The organism is Guptibacillus spartinae (assembly GCF_028610625.1).
Lineage (GTDB): Bacteria > Bacillota > Bacilli > Bacillales > Guptibacillaceae > Guptibacillus > Guptibacillus spartinae.
On sequence record NZ_JAQQWU010000001.1, the window covers coordinates 330,740 to 348,946 of the forward strand.

General features: G+C 39.8%; 21 protein-coding genes. 16 read left to right on the plus strand and 5 right to left on the minus strand.

Going from position 1 to position 18,207, the window contains the following annotated elements; genetic code table 11:
* Positions 1-14 precede the first annotated feature (14 nt).
* The gene (locus PQ511_RS01765; RefSeq protein WP_273850236.1) at positions 15-164 is read right to left on the minus strand and encodes a hypothetical protein; all 150 of its coding nucleotides are present in this window, start codon (positions 162-164) and stop codon (positions 15-17) included.
* 157 nt (positions 165-321) lie between these two features.
* Between PQ511_RS01765 and PQ511_RS01770 the strand changes: the two genes are divergently transcribed.
* The 5 genes from PQ511_RS01770 to PQ511_RS01790 all read left to right on the plus strand — a co-directional run bounded on the left by PQ511_RS01770 (position 322) and on the right by PQ511_RS01790 (position 4,550).
* On the plus strand, positions 322-480 hold the full coding sequence (locus PQ511_RS01770) for a hypothetical protein (RefSeq protein WP_273850237.1): 159 nt from the start codon (positions 322-324) through the stop codon (positions 478-480).
* A gap of 114 nt (positions 481-594) precedes the next feature.
* A complete protein-coding gene (gene corA, locus PQ511_RS01775) occupies positions 595-1,668 on the plus strand; it encodes a magnesium/cobalt transporter CorA (protein ID WP_273850239.1) in 1,074 nt (357 codons plus the stop codon).
* A gap of 12 nt (positions 1,669-1,680) precedes the next feature.
* Positions 1,681-2,412: an SDR family NAD(P)-dependent oxidoreductase gene (locus tag PQ511_RS01780; RefSeq protein ID WP_273850240.1), complete on the plus strand. Its 732-nt coding sequence runs from the start codon at positions 1,681-1,683 to the stop codon at positions 2,410-2,412.
* A 102-nt stretch (positions 2,413-2,514) separates the two neighbouring features.
* Positions 2,515-2,970 carry a cyclic-di-AMP-binding protein CbpB gene (gene cbpB / locus PQ511_RS01785; protein WP_224600280.1) on the plus strand — a complete coding sequence of 152 codons (456 nt, stop codon included), beginning with the start codon at positions 2,515-2,517 and terminating at the stop codon, positions 2,968-2,970.
* A 53-nt stretch (positions 2,971-3,023) separates the two neighbouring features.
* The gene (locus tag PQ511_RS01790; RefSeq protein WP_273850242.1) at positions 3,024-4,550 is read left to right on the plus strand and encodes an MDR family MFS transporter; all 1,527 of its coding nucleotides are present in this window, start codon (positions 3,024-3,026) and stop codon (positions 4,548-4,550) included.
* Here PQ511_RS01790 and PQ511_RS01795 read toward each other — a convergent pair.
* Complete coding sequence (locus PQ511_RS01795) at positions 4,545-4,925, minus strand: VOC family protein (RefSeq protein ID WP_273850243.1); 381 nt, start codon at positions 4,923-4,925, stop codon at positions 4,545-4,547. The genes PQ511_RS01790 and PQ511_RS01795 overlap by 6 nt on opposite strands.
* 12 nt (positions 4,926-4,937) lie before the next feature.
* The gene (locus PQ511_RS01800; RefSeq protein ID WP_273850244.1) at positions 4,938-5,678 is read right to left on the minus strand and encodes a sulfite exporter TauE/SafE family protein; all 741 of its coding nucleotides are present in this window, start codon (positions 5,676-5,678) and stop codon (positions 4,938-4,940) included.
* A 127-nt stretch (positions 5,679-5,805) separates the two neighbouring features.
* On the opposite strand from PQ511_RS01800, the gene ccpC reads away from it, so the two are divergent.
* From ccpC to PQ511_RS01820, 4 genes are all read left to right on the plus strand, one after another.
* Positions 5,806-6,663: a transcriptional regulator CcpC gene (gene ccpC / locus PQ511_RS01805; RefSeq protein ID WP_273850245.1), complete on the plus strand. Its 858-nt coding sequence runs from the start codon at positions 5,806-5,808 to the stop codon at positions 6,661-6,663.
* Between the two features lie 95 nt (positions 6,664-6,758).
* Complete coding sequence (dapD, locus tag PQ511_RS01810; RefSeq protein WP_273850246.1) at positions 6,759-7,478, plus strand: 2,3,4,5-tetrahydropyridine-2,6-dicarboxylate N-acetyltransferase; 720 nt, start codon at positions 6,759-6,761, stop codon at positions 7,476-7,478.
* Positions 7,479-7,483: 5 nt separating this feature from the next.
* On the plus strand, positions 7,484-8,605 hold the full coding sequence (locus tag PQ511_RS01815; protein ID WP_273850247.1) for an N-acetyldiaminopimelate deacetylase: 1,122 nt from the start codon (positions 7,484-7,486) through the stop codon (positions 8,603-8,605).
* Positions 8,606-8,728: 123 nt separating this feature from the next.
* Entirely contained in the window at positions 8,729-8,971 is a 243-nt protein-coding gene (locus PQ511_RS01820) for a YkuS family protein (RefSeq protein ID WP_098443214.1), read from the plus strand.
* A 43-nt stretch (positions 8,972-9,014) separates the two neighbouring features.
* On the opposite strand, the gene PQ511_RS01825 is transcribed toward PQ511_RS01820, so the two are convergent.
* Together PQ511_RS01825 and PQ511_RS01830 are read right to left on the minus strand one after the other, a co-directional pair.
* Positions 9,015-9,221 carry a ChaB family protein gene (locus PQ511_RS01825; protein WP_273850248.1) on the minus strand — a complete coding sequence of 69 codons (207 nt, stop codon included), beginning with the start codon at positions 9,219-9,221 and terminating at the stop codon, positions 9,015-9,017.
* 54 nt (positions 9,222-9,275) lie between these two features.
* Positions 9,276-10,112, minus strand: a complete 837-nt coding sequence (locus PQ511_RS01830; RefSeq protein ID WP_273850249.1) for a mechanosensitive ion channel family protein — start codon at positions 10,110-10,112, stop codon at positions 9,276-9,278.
* Positions 10,113-10,403: 291 nt separating this feature from the next.
* Here PQ511_RS01830 and PQ511_RS01835 point away from each other — a divergent pair, with 291 nt between their 5' ends.
* The 7 genes from PQ511_RS01835 (at position 10,404) to PQ511_RS01865 (ending at position 18,178) form a co-directional block, all read left to right on the plus strand.
* Complete coding sequence (locus PQ511_RS01835; RefSeq protein ID WP_098443217.1) at positions 10,404-10,949, plus strand: peroxiredoxin; 546 nt, start codon at positions 10,404-10,406, stop codon at positions 10,947-10,949.
* Between the two features lie 269 nt (positions 10,950-11,218).
* Positions 11,219-12,973, plus strand: a complete 1,755-nt coding sequence (locus PQ511_RS01840; RefSeq protein WP_273850250.1) for an ABC transporter ATP-binding protein — start codon at positions 11,219-11,221, stop codon at positions 12,971-12,973.
* Between the two features lie 14 nt (positions 12,974-12,987).
* Positions 12,988-14,790: an ABC transporter ATP-binding protein gene (locus PQ511_RS01845; RefSeq protein WP_273850251.1), complete on the plus strand. Its 1,803-nt coding sequence runs from the start codon at positions 12,988-12,990 to the stop codon at positions 14,788-14,790.
* A 92-nt stretch (positions 14,791-14,882) separates the two neighbouring features.
* Positions 14,883-15,023, plus strand: a complete 141-nt coding sequence (locus tag PQ511_RS01850; RefSeq protein WP_273850252.1) for a hypothetical protein — start codon at positions 14,883-14,885, stop codon at positions 15,021-15,023.
* A gap of 5 nt (positions 15,024-15,028) precedes the next feature.
* Entirely contained in the window at positions 15,029-16,363 is a 1,335-nt protein-coding gene (locus tag PQ511_RS01855; protein ID WP_273850253.1) for a cytochrome ubiquinol oxidase subunit I, read from the plus strand.
* A gap of 26 nt (positions 16,364-16,389) precedes the next feature.
* Complete coding sequence (locus PQ511_RS01860; protein WP_273850254.1) at positions 16,390-17,406, plus strand: cytochrome d ubiquinol oxidase subunit II; 1,017 nt, start codon at positions 16,390-16,392, stop codon at positions 17,404-17,406.
* Positions 17,407-17,512: 106 nt separating this feature from the next.
* Positions 17,513-18,178: a potassium channel family protein gene (locus tag PQ511_RS01865; RefSeq protein WP_194221263.1), complete on the plus strand. Its 666-nt coding sequence runs from the start codon at positions 17,513-17,515 to the stop codon at positions 18,176-18,178.
* Positions 18,179-18,207 lie beyond the last annotated feature (29 nt).

Here is an 18,207-nt window from a genome sequence, read left to right on the forward strand (position 1 = left end):
AGGCGTCTTCTTTGCTATTGATGGGAAGAAAATTCGTTGTTTTCACGTTGGGGATTAGCGCTTTTCTTCGCTTCCTTTACAACTTCCTTCGCTTTTTGAGCCCGGCGTTGGTCTTCTTTTGCTTTTTCTTCCATTTTTTTAATTTCTGCTCTCGTGTGCTCCACTTAGTTTGCCTCCTATATTTTATCTAGAATAAGATAAATGTTTATTTTACGAACTTTACCTTAATTTCTTATATGAATCAAGTGTTTTCTGTTTATTCCGACATTTAAATGGTTCTCTGAACATACAATGGAAGGGAATAAACAGAGGAGGATGATGATGGTAGGTGTAGTGCTTACGTTGGTCGTACTTTTTCTCGGACTAGCTTTGTTTATAGGAGTAGTATGGACTGCCATAAAAGCCGATTCTGCAAAATCAGATTTAGAAATGATATGGGAAAAATATGAAGATGTGATTCGTAAGGAAGATGTGCTCTAGCCCATTAAAGGGCTTTTTTTTATGGAGCTGTCTCGTGTAGCTACAAAGATCACGATTCGCGTGTTTTCATTCCAATGAAACGGGGTATTTTAAATAAGAATTGAGGTGAGTGTAGTGGGGATACGGACGAAATTAAGAAGAAATCGTACTCAGAAAAAAGGCATGCCCCCAGGTTCTCTTGTATATATAGGAGACGATCAAACAGAAGAAGTGACAATGTCAGCTATGGCCTTTGATGCGAATGGAATGGACGCTTACGAAGATCTATCCATTGAAGAAATAAAAACGGTAATTGATTCCGATAAAGTCACATGGGTAAATGTAAATGGTGTACATAATGTTCAACTGGTTGATCAGATAAGCAAACATGTGGGGCTTCATCCCCTAACAACAGAAGATATTTTAAATACGGAACATCGACCAAAAATCGATTTTTTTGAAGATCATCTATTGGCGATTGTGAAAATGCTTCATTTACCTGAAGAAAGTCCAGATCTAGATGACGAGCAGGTTAGTTTTATATTAATGGAAAATACCGTGATCACCTTCCAGGAAAAGCGAGGCGATTTATTTGATCCCGTTCGTCTCCAACTTCAGGAAAGCAAAGGACGCATAAGGAAAAGCGGAGCTGATTTTCTTTTCTATTCATTACTCGATCTCATTTTTGACCAATACCTGATTATCATGGATGAGATGGATGATCGTATTGCTCAGCTAGAAGGAATGATCATGGAAGATCCTGATAATCATTCGCTTCAAGATATTAATCAATATAAAAATACAATTCTTCAACTAAAGAAAACCGTGTGGCCGGTAAGGGAAGTGGTCAATAAGTTAATCAATCGTAAAGTTTCTTACATAAAAGAAGATATCTCATTTTACTTACAGGACATTCATGATCATATTGTTCAAGCAAACGATATGGTAGAAACTTCGAGAGGACAACTCTATGGTTTATTAGATGTGTATTATTCTAGTTTAAGTATGAAAATGAATGAAATTATGAAAGTCTTAACGATTGTCTCGACTATTTTTATTCCTCTCACGTTCATTGCAGGGATCTATGGCATGAATTTCGCCAATATGCCTGAACTAGATTGGAAGTGGAGCTACCCTGCTGTATGGATTGTCATGCTCGTCATTACTGGATTAATGCTCGTTTACTTTAAACGCAAAAAATGGTTTTAGGAGGAAAAGTTGATGGGAAAAGTTGCTGTTGTTACAGGTGCTGGTCATGGAATAGGGAGAGGCGTAGCGATTGCTTATAGCAAGCAGGGGTATATGGTGATCCTTGCTGATGTGAATGAAGAAGGATGCAAAGAAACTAAGAGTTTAATGGAAAAAAATGCTGCAGATATTATTCTAACGGATGTGAGTGACCCCGAGTCAATCACTAATCTTTTTTATAAAATAGAAGAGAAATATGGACGCATCGATGTTTTAATTAATAACGCAGGCTTATCAGAATTTAAGCAAATGGATGAGCTAAGTGTTGATGAATGGGACAAAGTGATCAATACAAATTTACGAAGCGTTTTTCTTGGCTCACGTGCGGCAGCACGAGTCATGAGAAAACATAATGGAGGATCAATCGTTAATATCGCATCTACTAGAGCAACGATGTCAGAACCAAATAGTGAAGCATATGCTGCTACGAAGGGTGGTATTGTAGCGCTTTCACATGCGCTTGCCATTTCACTTGCAGATGATCACATTACCGTTAATTCAATAAGCCCTGGTTGGATTGAAGTGGAAAATTATCATTCTCTACGAGAAGTGGATCATGAGCAGCACCCATCAAAAAGAGTGGGGAAGCCGTCTGATATTGGACGTGCTTGTCTCTTTCTCACAAATGAAGAAAATGATTTCGTGACTGGAGAAAATCTTGTCGTCGACGGAGGCATGACTCGAAAAATGATTTATGAGCATTAATTGACTAACAGTTAACGGACAATCCCCATTCATGTTACTATAAGAGCAGACCTTCATTAGAGAAAATTTACAGGGCGAATCATGCTTGAGGGGACGTTTTAAATGGCAAAACATATGGAATTACCTAATTTGTATGAAACAGGAATTGAAGATCTTGTGATTTCAGCAGAAAAAGTGGCTCATGTACAGCTGACGAATCCTTTGGAGCACGCGATGCTTATCTTGATCAAGTCAGGCTATTCATCGATACCCGTATTAGATACAGAATATCGGCTAAAAGGATTGATCAGTCAGCCGCTCATCCTCGATTCAATTTTAGGAATTGAACGCATTGAATTTGAGAAGTTAAGTGAATTAGTCGTCGAAGAAGTCATGAATACGGATATACCATGTATTAATGAAAAGGATGGCTTTTTCAAAGGCTTGAAATTAGCCATTGATCATCCATTCCTTTGTGTTGTCGATGATGAAAATATCTTTAAAGGCATATTGACGAGAAGAGCACTTCTCAAGTTCGTTAATCGCTATTTGCACGAATCTTCTGTTCGACAGTCGTAATGGTTTACCCGGTTCTTTAACCGGGCTTTTTTACATAAGTGGAGATGAGAAAAATGAAATCGCTAACAAATCAAATATCATGTAGTATTCGAAAAAAAGAGACAAATCGCCCTCTTGTTCTAGGTGCCATTATTATTGGGATGTTTATGGCAGCAATTGAAGGAACGATCGTGTCTACAGCTATGCCTGGAATTGTTGGAGATCTTGGAGGTTTTTCAACATTTAGTTGGGTGTTTTCTGCCTATTTACTCATGTCTGCGATTACCGTTCTTATTTTTGGGAAACTGTCTGATTTATTTGGGAGAAAGCCGATCTATACAATTGGGGTCATCATTTTTCTAGTTGGATCTCTTTTATGTGGGTTTGCAGAGTCAATGGAGGCGCTCATCTTATTCAGACTGATCCAAGGTATTGGTGCAGGAGCCGTTCAGCCAATTGCTCTTACGATTGTAGGGGATATGTATACGATGGAGGAACGAGCAAAAATTCAAGGCTACCTTGCGAGCGTATGGGGGATTTCAGCTATTGCAGGACCAGCACTTGGCGGTGTTTTTGTTCAATATCTGGATTGGGCATGGGTTTTCTGGATGAACATCCCACTTGGTTTATTGTCGTTAATTGGGATTGTGCTACTTCTTCATGAATCCATTGATAAAGAAAGAAAATCCATTGATTACGCTGGAGCGGCGCTATTACTTGTGTCAATCAGTGCGCTTATGGTTGTTTTAATTGAAGGTGGCGTTCATTGGGCTTGGACTTCTTCTCCAATTGTTATTCTTGTATCTATATCGCTTGCAGCCATGGTGTTCTTTTTTAAAGTAGAACAGAAAGCGAAAGAACCGCTCATGCCACTTGGGATTTGGCGAGACCCGGTGATCGCCATTTCGAATTCCGTTACTTTTACAACGGGTATGATCTTAATTGGCGTTTCTAGTTTTCTTCCAACCTTTGTCCAAGGGGTAATGGAGAAGTCTCCTATTGTAGCAGGCTTTACGCTCACGACCATGTCAATTGGATGGCCAATTGCTTCAACCATTGCAGGAAAGCTTGTCATAAAGATTGGGTTTAGGCCGACTTCAGTGGTGGGAGGGGTATCTCTTATTAGTGGATCTTTGATCTATCTTTTGATGTCTCCATCGCTAGGTCCACTTTTTGCAGGCTTTGGTTCTTTTCTAATTGGTGTAGGGATGGGCTTAACGTCAACAACCTTCATTGTAGCGATCCAAAGTTCCGTTTCCTGGAAGCAAAGAGGAATTGCGACCGCCTCTAATATGTTTATGAGAACACTTGGAAGTGCAGTTGGTGCGGCGCTTCTCGGAGGGATTTTAAATAGCCGACTACAACAGTACCTCATCAATCATGCTTCTAGTAAAGAGGTGACGATTAATACAGCGAATCAATTACTTGATGAATCAAAACGTAGTAGTCTTGATCCTGCCGTGCTTGAGCTTCTCCAAAACGGACTAACGATCTCATTAAAATGGGTTTACGGTGGCGTAGGGGTGATGGCCCTCTTAAGCTTCATGCTCGTACTCTTTCTTCCTAAACCTAATAAAAAAGAACGCCCGGCTCAATTATAAGCCGGGCATTTCTATGCGTGAAATGAATTCAATTCGGTTCTGGAAAGGGTCACGAAAGCTAAAGCGTTCGTATCCTTCAATTGGTGTTTCCTGTTGGAGCGAAATGTTGTGTTTCTCTAATTGTGTTTTGGCATCGTTCAGGTTTTGAATTTCGAACGCAGGGTGTCGTTTGCCCGGGAGAATGATGTCTTCGGTACCTACGTGTAATTCAATGTCCGCCGCTCTTAGCCAGAAACCTCCATTTTTCTTTAAAGCTTCTGGTTTTTCGATTTCAACAAAGTTGAGTTTCCGGATATAAAAATCTCTCGCCGTATTTTCAGTCCCTTTTGGAATACAAATTTGAACGTGATGAAGACGAATATAATCAATACTCATGACTGTTCACTCCTAAAAATGTGTTTTGAAAATGCTGTAGCAAACCTGAAAAATAAGTAGAATTGTCATCGAACGCAGTAGCCAGTTTACCTGGCCAAGTGAAAGCTTATTTGCCAGTCGAACTGAAATTTGAGCGCCTGTTATCGACCCGGCAGCAAGTGGGAGAGCAATAGCCATGGAAAGGTGATCGCTTAAGAAATAGACAGCTACGGCACCGGTACAGCTTAAAAACGTATTAAAGCGAGTTAACCCTATGGAGGTAAGGTAGGAGATACCGCTCTGACGAAAGATGTGCATTTGTAATGTCGCCTGTCCAGGACCGAATGTACCGTCATACCATCCGATTAATACGATAAATGGTAAAGTGCGCATGGGAACTTTACGAGAAGTATGAGTAGATTGCTTCTTTTTCTTAAAAGATAGCGCTAATGCAAGCAGGAGCATTCCACCAGCAAAAAATTGCAGGGCCTGTTCTGAAAGGGATGAGGCAAACAGGCCACCCAGCACCCCACCACTAAGTGCAATTGGCCCAGTTTTTAATGCTTCCTTCATCGATAGCTCTTTACGCTTCAATAATACATAAAAGCTAGAGAAGGAGCTCAGCATATTAGAAAATTTGTTAGCCGAAATAATGGAGTGAACGGGAAAACCAAGTAACATCATGGCGGGAACATTAATAAGTCCACCGCTTCCTGATAACGTACCGACAAATGTCGCAATTAGACCTATAGCAAACAAGAAGACTGTTTCCATCTCTATCATCTCCAGTTGGTTGATCTCACTACTAGTATAGTTACCTTTCCATCATAATGAAATTAGATTATAATGATGAAATCCAATAAGTTTTTCTTATGGATAGGGTGGAGAAAGGGGGATTTCAATGAGTTCGGAATATCAAGTGCTATCGATTCTTGCAGAAGAAGCAAATATGCGCAGAGCGGCTGAAAGACTATATGTATCTCAACCTGCATTAAGTCAAAGGCTACAATCAATTGAAAAGGCATGGGGTGTTCCCATTTTTCTTCGGTCACAGAAAGGATTAACGATTACTCCTGCAGGTGAGCGGATTATTGCTTTTGCGAATGATACGATTCGTAGAGAAGAAAAAGTGTTTGAGGCATTAACGGCTTTAAGTTCAGAAGTTCATGGAACGTTAAAACTAGCCGTTGCATCAATTATTGGCCAGTACTGGCTTCCGGCTGTGTTAAAAAAGTTTGTTGAACATTATCCAAGTGTGAAGATATCACTTGTTACAGGGTGGAGTAGCGATATTTTACGCTACTTGTACGAAGATGATATTCACATAGGCATCATACGAGGAAAGCCAGATTGGCGTGGAAGAAGTCAGTACTTGCTTTCAGATGAGCTTTACCTAGTAGATACGGCGATACAGTCAATGGAAGAATTAAAGCAAACGGAAAAACCGTTTATTCAGTTTAAAAGTGATTCTACTTATTTTCAGGAAATACAAGAATGGTGGCAAACCCAGTCATTTGCACCACCTAAAAAGACAATTGTGGTCGATCAAATTGAAACGTGTAAACAAATGGCCCTTAATGGGATTGGCTATGCCATTTTACCTTCCATTAGCATAACAGAAAATGATAAAGAGTATTTTCGTATACCGCTAAAAGATGGGGAAGGATTGCCGTTAAAGAGAGACACCTGGCTATTAACAAATGATACGGCCATGCAGTTGAAACAAGTTCAAAAGTTTGTAGAATTATTAAGTGAGTAGCCTGTAAGATTAGACTTCACGTAAGCGATCATGTACGATAAAATGAGAAACATGCTATTTATGTTAAGCATGATGAACAAAGGAGGAATTATCCAATGAAAATGATGGATGCAAACGAAATTATTAGCTTTATTCAAAACAGTGAGAAATCAACTCCTGTGAAAGTACATATTAAAGGAAACCTTGAGGGAATCGACTTTGGTAGCAATACTAAGTCATTCATTACAGGGAATACAGGTGTTCTTTTCGGAGAGTGGAAAGACATTAAGAAAGCCCTTGAGGGTGAAGCTTCCAATATTGAAGATTACGTAGTAGAAAATGATCGCCGTAATTCAGCAATTCCAATGCTTGACCTTAAAGGTATTCAAGCTCGTATTGAGCCTGGTGCCGTGATTCGCGATCAAGTAGAAATTGGCAACAATGCTGTCATCATGATGGGTGCAATGATCAATATCGGTTCCGTTGTAGGTGAAGGAACAATGATCGATATGAACGTTGTACTTGGTGGACGCGCAACAGTAGGGAAAAACTGTCATATCGGTGCAGGTTCTGTTCTTGCTGGCGTTATTGAGCCACCATCTGCTAGCCCTGTTGTTATTGAAGACGACGTTGTGATTGGTGCAAACGCAGTCGTTCTTGAAGGCGTAAAGGTAGGAAAAGGTTCAGTAGTCGCTGCAGGTGCGATTGTGACAGAAGATGTTCCTGAGTATACGCTTGTAGCTGGAACACCAGCACGTGTACTTAAGAAAATTGATGATCAAACCCGTTCGAAAACAGAAATCAAAAAAGAGCTTCGTCAGCTACAAAACGACTAATTCCGATGGATATGGATATCACATCTGTTCGAAGAGATTTACATCGTATTCCTGAACAAGGTTTCAAGGAATTTAAGACCCAGCGTTATTTGCTTCATTTTATTGAAAATTTGCCACAGGACCGTCTTCAGGTGAAAACCTGGAGAACGGGTATTCTTGTGCTGGTGAAGGGCGAGCATCCTTCAAAAACAATAGGGTATCGTACTGATATAGATGGACTTCCGATTAAGGAAGAGACAGGGTATGAGTTTACATCGGAGCATGAAGGCTATATGCATGCATGTGGTCATGATCTTCATATGACGATCGCCCTTTCCATTCTTGAATATTATGCGTCTCATACCTTGAAAGACAATTTACTGTTCGTCTTTCAGCCGGCAGAAGAAGGCCCGGGTGGTGCTCTCCCAATGCTAGAAAGTGACGAGTTTAACGCGTGGAAGCCTGATCAAATGATTGCTCTTCACATTGCACCTGAATATCCAGTTGGCACAATTGCCACTAGGCCAGGGTTGCTTTTTGCGAACACATCTGAGTTATTTATTGATTTGACAGGTAAAGGAGGACACGCTGCGTATCCGCACCATACACGTGATATGGTCGTTGCAGCTAGTCATCTTGTTACTCAGTTCCAATCCATTGTAGCGAGGAATGTTGATCCACTCGATTCAGCTGTTGTGACAGTTGGGAAAATTGATGGTGGGACGAAGCAAAACATCATTGCAGAAAAAGCGAGACTAGAAGGTACGATTCGGACGCTTTCGGCTGCTTCCATGACTAAAGTAAAAAATCGCATTGAAGCAACGGTAAAAGGGATTGAAGCATCATTTGAGTGTGAAGCTTCCATTGATTATGGTTCAAACTACTATCAAGTGAACAATACGCCAGAACTCGTGAAACCGTTTATGGATAAAATGAAGGGTCTCTCTGACGTATCATTAGTGGAATGTCGGGAAGCCATGACTGGTGAAGATTTTGGTTATTTCTTAAAAGAAATTCCTGGATTTATGTTCTGGCTTGGTGTGAATTCTTCATCAGGTCTTCATACATCTACATTAAAACCAGATGAATCGGCAATCGAAACAGCGCACCTTGCGCTAACATCTTATTTAAATGAATTAGCAAATTGAATTTTTAAGCCTTCAGGTTTTTTTATGCCTGAAGGCTTTTATTGTTTGGCGTATAAATTAACGAACGTTGGTGAACATAGAAGGGTAGCAGTTACATAATAAAAGAGGGAAGGATTGATTAGAATGAAACGGATCGCAGTAGAAGATACGCTTTCTGATGTAGCGCAAGCTTTACAAGCAAAAGGATATGAGGTTGTATCCTTAAAACAAGAAAGTGATGCAAATGGCTGTGATTGTTGCGTTGTCTCCGGCCAGGATCAAAACGTAATGGGGATGCAGTCTGTTAGCACACAAGGATCAGTCATAAATGCGGATGGTATGACAGCTGATCAAGTATGTCAGCAGGTAGACAGTCGCTACCAATAGAATCAAAAACAAAAACCCCTAATACGACATTAGGGGTTTTTGCTTAGTTCTCTTCTTTTTTTACCCAGTTTCCATTGTCGTTCTTTTGATACTTTTCTTCCACCGCGCTCCATGCGACTTTAAATGCCGTTTTCTCCGAATCATATTGTTCAGAAGCAGAGTTAAAGGCTTCTTTAAAAATATCTTGAGCATGGCTAGGCAAGTTGTCTTTCACTTGATCGGGTAAATCACTTTTAGAATTGTAAGGCAAATGAATCACACTCCTTCTGTGTGTTATCATTACCCAGAGTAAAACACTGCTAAACTATTGTTCTTTCTTTTCAATAAATACTTGATGAGGGAATGGGATTTCAATTCCGTTAGCGTCAAGCGCCTCTTTAATTTCTTTACGGAGCTGACGTTCAACACCCCATTGCTCCATATTCTGAGTCCGGCACAGAACGCGTAGGACAACATCAGATGATCCAAGACTTTGAACACCAAGCACATCCGGTCCCTCGACAACGGCTTCATTTGTTGCCGCAACGTTGTCACAAACTTTCTGAATGACACGAATGGCTTCGTCAATGTTATCCCCATAAGAGATCCCAATATCGACAAGAGCACGCATATTGCCGCGTGAATGGTTGCTTAAAGAACTTATCTCGCGATTTGGAACATAGTTTAACGTTCCATCAAAGGAGCGGATGTGTGTGGTACGAAGACCAACTTCCTCTACGATACCGCCAAAACCACCTGCAGTGACATAATCCCCAACATCCATCTGCTTCTCAAGAAGAATGAAGAATCCTGTTACAACGTCACTCACAAGACCTTGAGCACCAAACCCGACGGCAAGGCCGATAATACCAGCACCAGCAATTAACGCTTTAATATCAAAACCAAATGTTTCGAAAATAATTGCAACAGCCATAAAGAGTAGAACGTACGTAAAGATGCTTTTTGACAAGTTTTTCAGCGTATTTGCTCTTCCAGGACTCATGTTTTGTTTTTCAGATACTTGCGTAAACGTTCTTTCAATAAATCGGTTTCCGATTGCTTTTACGATGGCGTAAATGATTAAGATTGCAATAAGCTTTAGAACAATTATCCCCGTATCCACTAAGAAACCTTCCCAGTTAATTTCGTCAAATAAATTCAATAGACTTCCTCCTTTAGTTCCCACTACATAAATAAGATAAGCTCACGGTCAAATTATAGCGAAAATTGTCATCCTAATTCAAGTAAAGCGTTAATAGAAGACGAATAAAATGATTTTCGCTATACTAAAACTACCCTGTTTAGACCAGTGTAAACGTGGGTACGATAGTGGGGGAAGGTAATTAGCCCACATTAAATTAATTATTATTTAACATTGACTAAAAATAAAACGTGTACTATAATGTCATTTGTGGGCGAAAGCCGCAGGATATTTTCTAGGAGGGATTTACACATGGTAGAACGCATGGTAGGTAAACAAGCACCTCGCTTCGAAATGGAAGCAGTGATGACAAACAAAGAATTTGGCAAAGTAAGCCTTGAAGAAAATATGAAGAACGATAAATGGACAGTCCTTTTCTTCTATCCAATGGACTTTACATTCGTATGCCCAACTGAAATTACAGCACTAAGCGATCGTTTCGAAGAATTCGACGATCTTGATGCTGAAGTAATCGGTGTATCAACGGATACAATTCATACACACCTTGCATGGATCAATACAGACCGTAACGATAATGGTCTTGGTGATCTTAACTATGCACTAGCTGCTGACACTAACCACAAAGTTTCAAAAGAATACGGCGTATTCATTGAAGATGAAGGTGTTGCACTTCGCGGACTATTCATCATCAACCCTGAAGGTGAGCTTCAGTACTCTGTTGTGAACCATAACAATATTGGCCGTGACGTAGATGAAACACTTCGCGTGCTTCAAGCACTACAAACTGGTGGACTTTGCCCAGCTAACTGGAAGCCAGGTCAAGAAACACTTAAATAGAATGAACGAAGTCCAGAGAGCCATTGCTCTCTGGTTTTTTTTATGGTTATTCATTTGTATTTCCTTCACAAAGAAAGCCTCGAATCGTACTAGCGTGAAAAAGCCGATTTCAATACAAAAGTTATCCCCCCTCAAAAGACAATGCTCTTCTTCGATTAGAAAAATTCCGAATTTTAGGCCGAATAGGTGGTTATTTATTTCGAATTCCGATATATTATGTATATTGTCACTATTTTTTTAATTACATACTGTCAAAAGGTGGTGTTGGAATGGAAACGTTCAAAAGATTAAAAGACTTTTATTGGCCGTATAAGAAACTTTTTCTATGGTCGGTGTTTTCCCTTCTATTTGTAACAGGTATTACGGTCTTATATCCTATGCTTCTTCAATTTACGATTGATGACGTTATCCTTAAGCAAGAATACAAATGGGTTCCGTATCTTGCGTTTGGTTTTATAGGAATCATGATTGTCAAAGGGATCGCTACATTTTTTCAACAATATTTAGGCGATCTGTTTGGTGTAACAGCGGTCTATAGACTGAGAGAAGAGCTATATAAAAAACTTCAATATTTACCTTTTCGTTACTATGATAACGCAAAAACGGGAGACTTAATGTCTCGCTTAACCGCTGATGTAGAAGGGTTTCGCTTTTTCTTATCATTTGGATTTGCGCAAGTGATCAATTTTGTTCTAATTGTAAGCTTTAGTTTAATCGTCATGTTTAGCTACTCTGTTCCACTTGCCTTCGTTACGTTAGGGATGCTTCCGTTTCTTGCCATTGTCGTCTATCAGTTTGATAAGCGGGTGCATCCTGCATTCCGTGGAATCCGAAAATCGATGGCTCGTTTAAATACGAAGGTACAAGAAAATATTAGCGGTATTAATACTGTTAAATCGTTATCAAGAGAAGACTTTGAAATAAATAAGTTTGTAGATAGCAACACAGACTACCGGGATAACTATTTAACTACTTCCTATATTTGGGCTAAATTTTTCCCGTTAATGGAGTTTATCGGGAATTTATGTGTGGTGTTCCTTCTCTCTTATGGGGGATACCTTGTGTTTCAAAATCAACTTCAGCCAGGTGAATTAGTCGCTTTCTTTAGCCTCGTTTGGTATATTATCTGGCCAATTATGAACCTTGGATTTGTGATCAACACTTTCTCTCAATCGAAAGCGTCAGGTGAAAGATTACTTGAAATTTTGGATGAACCGGAAGACATTTATAATCGCGAAGGTGCTATTGAAGTAGACCACCTTGAAGGTCATGTCGCTTTTCAAAATGTGACACACCAGTATGCTTCAGAAGACGATGAAGCATTAAAAAACATTACATTTGATGCGCCGAAAGGATCGACAGTTGGGTTATTAGGCGCTACTGGGGCTGGGAAAACGACCATTACTCAACTAATCGCTCGTTTTTATGAACCGAACGAGGGTGAAGTCATCATTGATGGTCGTAATATTAATGAGTATAGTTTGAAATCACTTAGAAAAAATATCGGGGTCGTGCTCCAAGAAACTTTTCTATTCTCATCCACTATTCGGGACAATATTGCTTATGGTGATCCAGATATCTCGTTTGAAGCGATTGAAGATGCAGCAAAGAGAGCCCAGGCCCATGACTTTATTATGGAAATGCCAAACGGATACGATACCGTTTTAGGAGAGCGGGGTATGGGACTTTCTGGTGGTCAAAAACAGAGAATTGCGATTGCGCGGGCAATCTTAACGGATCCGAGTATTTTGATCCTAGATGATGCGACAAGCGCAGTGGATATGCAGACGGAAGTGAAAATTCAGAAAGCATTTGAAGAAGTGATGAAAGGAAGAACCACCTTTATCATTGCCCATCGGATTTCTTCCCTTAAACACGCAGATGAAATCCTTGTGTTAAATGAAGGGGAGATTGTGGAACGCGGGAAACATCACGAACTGATTGAACAGAATGGCTATTACCGAAGTATTTATGATATTCAATACCAAGATCGTAAAGAGATTATGGCCAAACAGACTGGTTGAAATGGGGTGTAGGGTTGAAGCAAAATCGAAGAGAACGGTTCCATTATTCACAGGATACAGCGATCGAAAAGCAGTTTAATTGGAAGCAGATGTCACGTTTGCTTGGATATATGGATCCTTATAAGAAGAAATTATTACCAAAAGCCATTATTTCCATGTTACTCGCAACAGCAGTTCGATTAATTGTCCCAATTTTCATCGGGGTCCTCTTGTTTGATCATGCTATAAAAAACCAAAATCAAACGTTACTTATTCAATTGATTTTTGGGATAGCGGGTTTGTATTTGCTGTCATGGATTGCGAATACGTATCGGATCAAATGGACCAATCAGCTGGGGCAATACATTATTTATGACATAAGACAGGGGTTATTTAAACACATCCAGCGGCTTTCACACGGCTTTTTCGATAAACGATCTGCTGGTTCAATCCTGGTTCGGATTATCAATGATGTGAATTCCATGCAGGAGCTTTTTACAAATGGTGTTATTAACTTACTGATGGATATCATTTTATTACTCGGAATAGTTGTGATTATGTTTGTTTTAAGTCCTCAGCTAACACTGGCGATTATGATCATTTTGCCACTTATGTTTTTAATTTCAACGAGCTTAAGAAAACGAATCCGTCGATCCTGGCAAGATGTTCGGATTAAGCAGGCGAAAATAAATTCTCACTTAAATGAAAGCATCCAGGGAATTCGGGTAACTCAGTCCTATACGCAGGAAAAAGGGAACATGGAATTTTTCCAAGGTGTCAATCAGGAGAATTATGCAAGTTGGAAAGAAGCCACACAAAAAAGTGCCATTTTTAGACCGTTTGTTGAAATGTCTAACGCAATTGGAACGGCCATATTAATTTGGTTCGGTGTATACTTAATTCAAAACGGAATGGATTATGGGGTATTTGTCACATTTGCCTTTTACTTAGGAATGTTTTGGGAACCCATTTCTCGACTAGGTCAAGTCTACAACCAATTGCTCGTGGCGATGGCTTCTTCAGAAAGAATCTTTGAGTTTTTGGATGAACAGCCAAACGTTCCTGAAAAGAAAGATGCCATTAATCTCAACGATATTAAAGGGGAAATTACGTTTGAAAAAGTTGAATTTTCTTATGATGAAAGTCGAAAAGCACTCCATGAGCTAAGTCTTACGATGAAAGCAGGAGATACGGTTGCGCTTGTCGGACATACCGGTTCAGGAAAATCAACGATTGCAAACTTAATTAGTCGTTTCTATGATCCTACCAGCGGCACTGTGCGAATTGACGGGAAGGATTTAAAAGATGTCAAGCTCGATAGTTTACGTGAGCAGGTGAGTGTTGTTCTTCAAGATACGTTCATATTTTCTGGAACTATAATGGAAAACATTCGCTTTGGTCGGCCAGATGCAAGTGATGAAGAAGTGATGGAAGCAGCGAAAGCAGTAGGAGCTGACCACTTTATTCAGCGATTAAGCAACGGTTATGAAACAGAAGTAGAGGAGCGAGGGAATGTGCTATCCGTTGGTGAGCGCCAGCTGCTTTCATTTTCTAGAGCGTTACTCGCCGATCCACGCATTCTCATATTAGACGAAGCGACTGCAAGTATTGATACCGAAACAGAGCTGAAAATTCAAAAAGCGTTGAATGTTGTCCTAGAAGGACGAACGGCTATTATGATTGCGCACAGACTTTCCACTATTCGTGAAGCGGACAATATTATTGTTCTGGACCACGGACGAATCATTGAACAAGGTAATCACAGTGAGCTGATGCATAAAGGCGGTACCTACTATGAACTTGTAAAATCCCAGTTCAATATGATGGATGCCGTTTAGAAAAAGAAGCCCAGGAGGCTTCTTTTTTTGTGCGGAATAATGAAACAAGCTTTTGAAATGTGAACAGAATATTAACAAGGAGGCAATAAGTTTTGATAAAAAAGATTGTGATACTTGTCACAATCTCGGCGATGATTCATAATAAAGATGTAAACGAAAGGTTCACTGTTTTTATGTGCAATGATAAGGGAAGATGGGTAACAGATGATGAGAAATTGGTAAAAAGGGGTTGAACAATGTGGAACTAGATTCAGCGATGCTAAGTCGTCTTTTAACAAGTCTAACGTTAGGCTTTCATATTATTTTTGCGACGTTAGGTGTCGGTGTCCCGCTATTAATTAGTCTTGCTGAGTGGATTGGGATTAAACGAAACGATCCCTATTACACCTTACTTGCTCGAAGATGGGCTAGAGGGTTCGTTGTCACCGTAGCTGTGGGGGTTGTTACAGGGACAGCAATAGGATTACAACTTTCATTGTTATGGCCAAACTTCATGCAGTTGGCGGGTCAAGTGATTAGTTTACCGCTCTTCCTTGAAACATTTGCCTTCTTTTTTGAAGCAATCTTTCTAGGAATCTATCTTTATACGTGGGACCGGTTTAAAAAGCCCATCTATCACTGGTTAATATCAATTCCAGTTGTCATTGGATCAACTTTATCAGCTGTCTTTATCTCTACTGTGAATGCTTTTATGAACTCACCACAGGGATTTGATATGGTGGACGGCGTTTTAACGAATATTCAACCACTAGCAGCGATGTTTAATCCCGCAACCCCAACGAAGGTTGGACACGTGGTCATGTCTGCCTATTTAACTTCTGCTATCGTATTGGCAGCTATTACAGCTTTTCATATGTTAAAAGGTAAACGGAGTACGTATTATCGAAAAGCGCTAAAACTAACAATGACGGCCGGTTTTATTTTTGCAATCGGAACAGCTGTTATTGGCGATTTTTCAGGAAAATATTTAGCTGAATATCAACCGAGTAAGCTTGCTGCTGCAGAGTGGCACTTTGAAACTTCAGAAAATGCAGATCTTGTAGTCGGCGGTTTTCTAGATAACGAGACGAAAGAAGTAAACTATGGTCTGGTATTACCTAATTTCTTAAGTATTCTCGCGCATGGGGATCCGAATGCAGAGGTAATGGGGCTCGATCAAGTGCCGGAAGATGAAGTACCGCCTCTATACATTCACTATTTATTTGATGGAATGGTCGGTATCGGAATGTTTTTAGCTGCTTTAACCTTCTTTTATGTCATAGCTCTTCGATTAAAACGATTTAATCCTGAAAATAAATGGTTTTTACGACTGATTGTCCTCGCTGGTCCACTCTCTGTTCTTGCGATCGAATTTGGTTGGATTTTCTCTGAAGTAGGGAGGCAACCGTGGATTTTGTGGGACATAATGAGAACGGGTCATGCTGCTACGACTGCCAATAGTGTAGGCTGGATGTTTGTTCTCTTCCTTCTATTGTATGTTGTACTTGGAACGCTTTGTGTGACGGTACTTCGAAAAATGTTTAAAACCAATCCTGCTGAAAACGAGTTAGAAGAAATCGCTAGAACGAAATAAGGGGTTTGATTGAGAGGGGTGAAATAATGGATATTCAATTACTAGGAATAACTGTACTGTGGGTTTTCCTTTACGGTTATCTGATTACAGCTTCCATTGATTTTGGAGCCGGATTTTTTGCTTATTACGGAGAATTGACCGGACGAGATCACATTATTAACAAAATCATTAGCCGCTACTTATCACCTGTATGGGAAGTGACAAACGTCTTTTTTGTATTTTTCTTCGTAGGACTTGTTGGTTTCTTTCCTGACACGGCTTATTATTATGGAACGGCTTTACTCGTACCAGGCAGTATCGCGATTATTTTACTGGCGATTCGAGGTTCATTTTATGCTTTTGGTAACTATGGAGCGAAAAAAAGCCGAGTTTATACGTTTTTATATGGGGTTACCGGTTTGTTAATACCGGCCTCTCTTTCTACAGCTTTAACGCTATCAGAAGGTGGGTTTATTGAAGAAGTCAATGGAGAAGTGAAGTTCCTTGCAGGAGAATTATTTTCAAGCTTTTATTCATGGTCCGTTGTCCTACTTGCCATTGTCTCAGTGCTCTTTATTAGTGCAGCATTTCTCACATACTATGCTAGCCGGGCGAATGATGAGCCTGCGCTTGAGCTGCTTAGAAAGTATGCCTTGTTTTGGAGTGCTCCAACAATTCTATCGAGTATCCTAGTTTTCGTAGCACTTCAACAGCACAATCCTATTCATTTCGAACGAACGCTTGATTATGCCTGGTTCTTTATTGCTTCACTGTTTTGCTTTTTAATAGCAACCTATTTGATTTTTTACCGTAAACGATATGGAACGGCTTTTATTTTCGTCATGCTACAGTTCTTTTTCGCATTCTTCGGTTATGGCATTTCTCACTTACCATGGATTTTGTACGATCACATTACCATTTATTCAGGCTATACGAACGAAACAACTGGGGTGTATCTTGTTCTTGCTTTTATCGCAGGTCTTTGCTTACTCGTGCCTTCCCTCGTATTGTTAATGAGACTATTCTTATTTGATGCAGAATATGTAAAGGGAAATAAGTCCTGAAGAAGACATATTGACACTGATGATAAGAGTGGTAGGATAGATATGATAGTGCGTCAGCAATTTTGCTGACGCTCGTTTCTTTCTGAATGAGTAGGAGGAGTGTGCGTTGAAAAAGCAATTTGCCGTTATTGGACTCGGTCGTTTTGGAGGAAGCATATGTAAGTCATTAAGTCAGCAGGGCATGGAAGTCCTTGCAATTGATATGGATGAAGATAAAGTGAATGAGTTTTCATCTGTAGCAACACATGCGGTTATCGCTGATTCAACTGACGAAAGTGTTTTGAAAAACCTCGGTATTCGTAACTTTGACCACGTTATTGTTGCGATTGGTGATAACATTCAATCGAGTATCTTAACGACGCTAATTTTAAAAGAATTGGGTGTAAGTAAAATTACAGTGAAAGCCCAGAATGATTATCATGAAAAAGTATTAAATAAAATTGGTGCAGATAAAATTGTGCATCCAGAACGTGATATGGGCGTTCGAATTGCTCACAGTATGGTTTCGAACAGCGTATTAGACTATTTAGAACTGTCTGATGAGCACAGTATCGTGGAACTAATTGCAAACTCTAGAATGGACAATAAGACAATTATTGAACTTGATATTCGCGCAAAATACGGTGCCAATATTGTAGCCATTAAAAAGGGTGATGAGATCATCGTTTCTCCTCAAGCAGATCAAAAGATTTCTAAAGGCGATATTCTCATTGTGATTGGATCAGATCAGGACATTAATCGTCTGGAGAGACAAATTTTAAATCGTGATTAAAAGTCAATAAAAAAAGTAGCCTGTCGAAT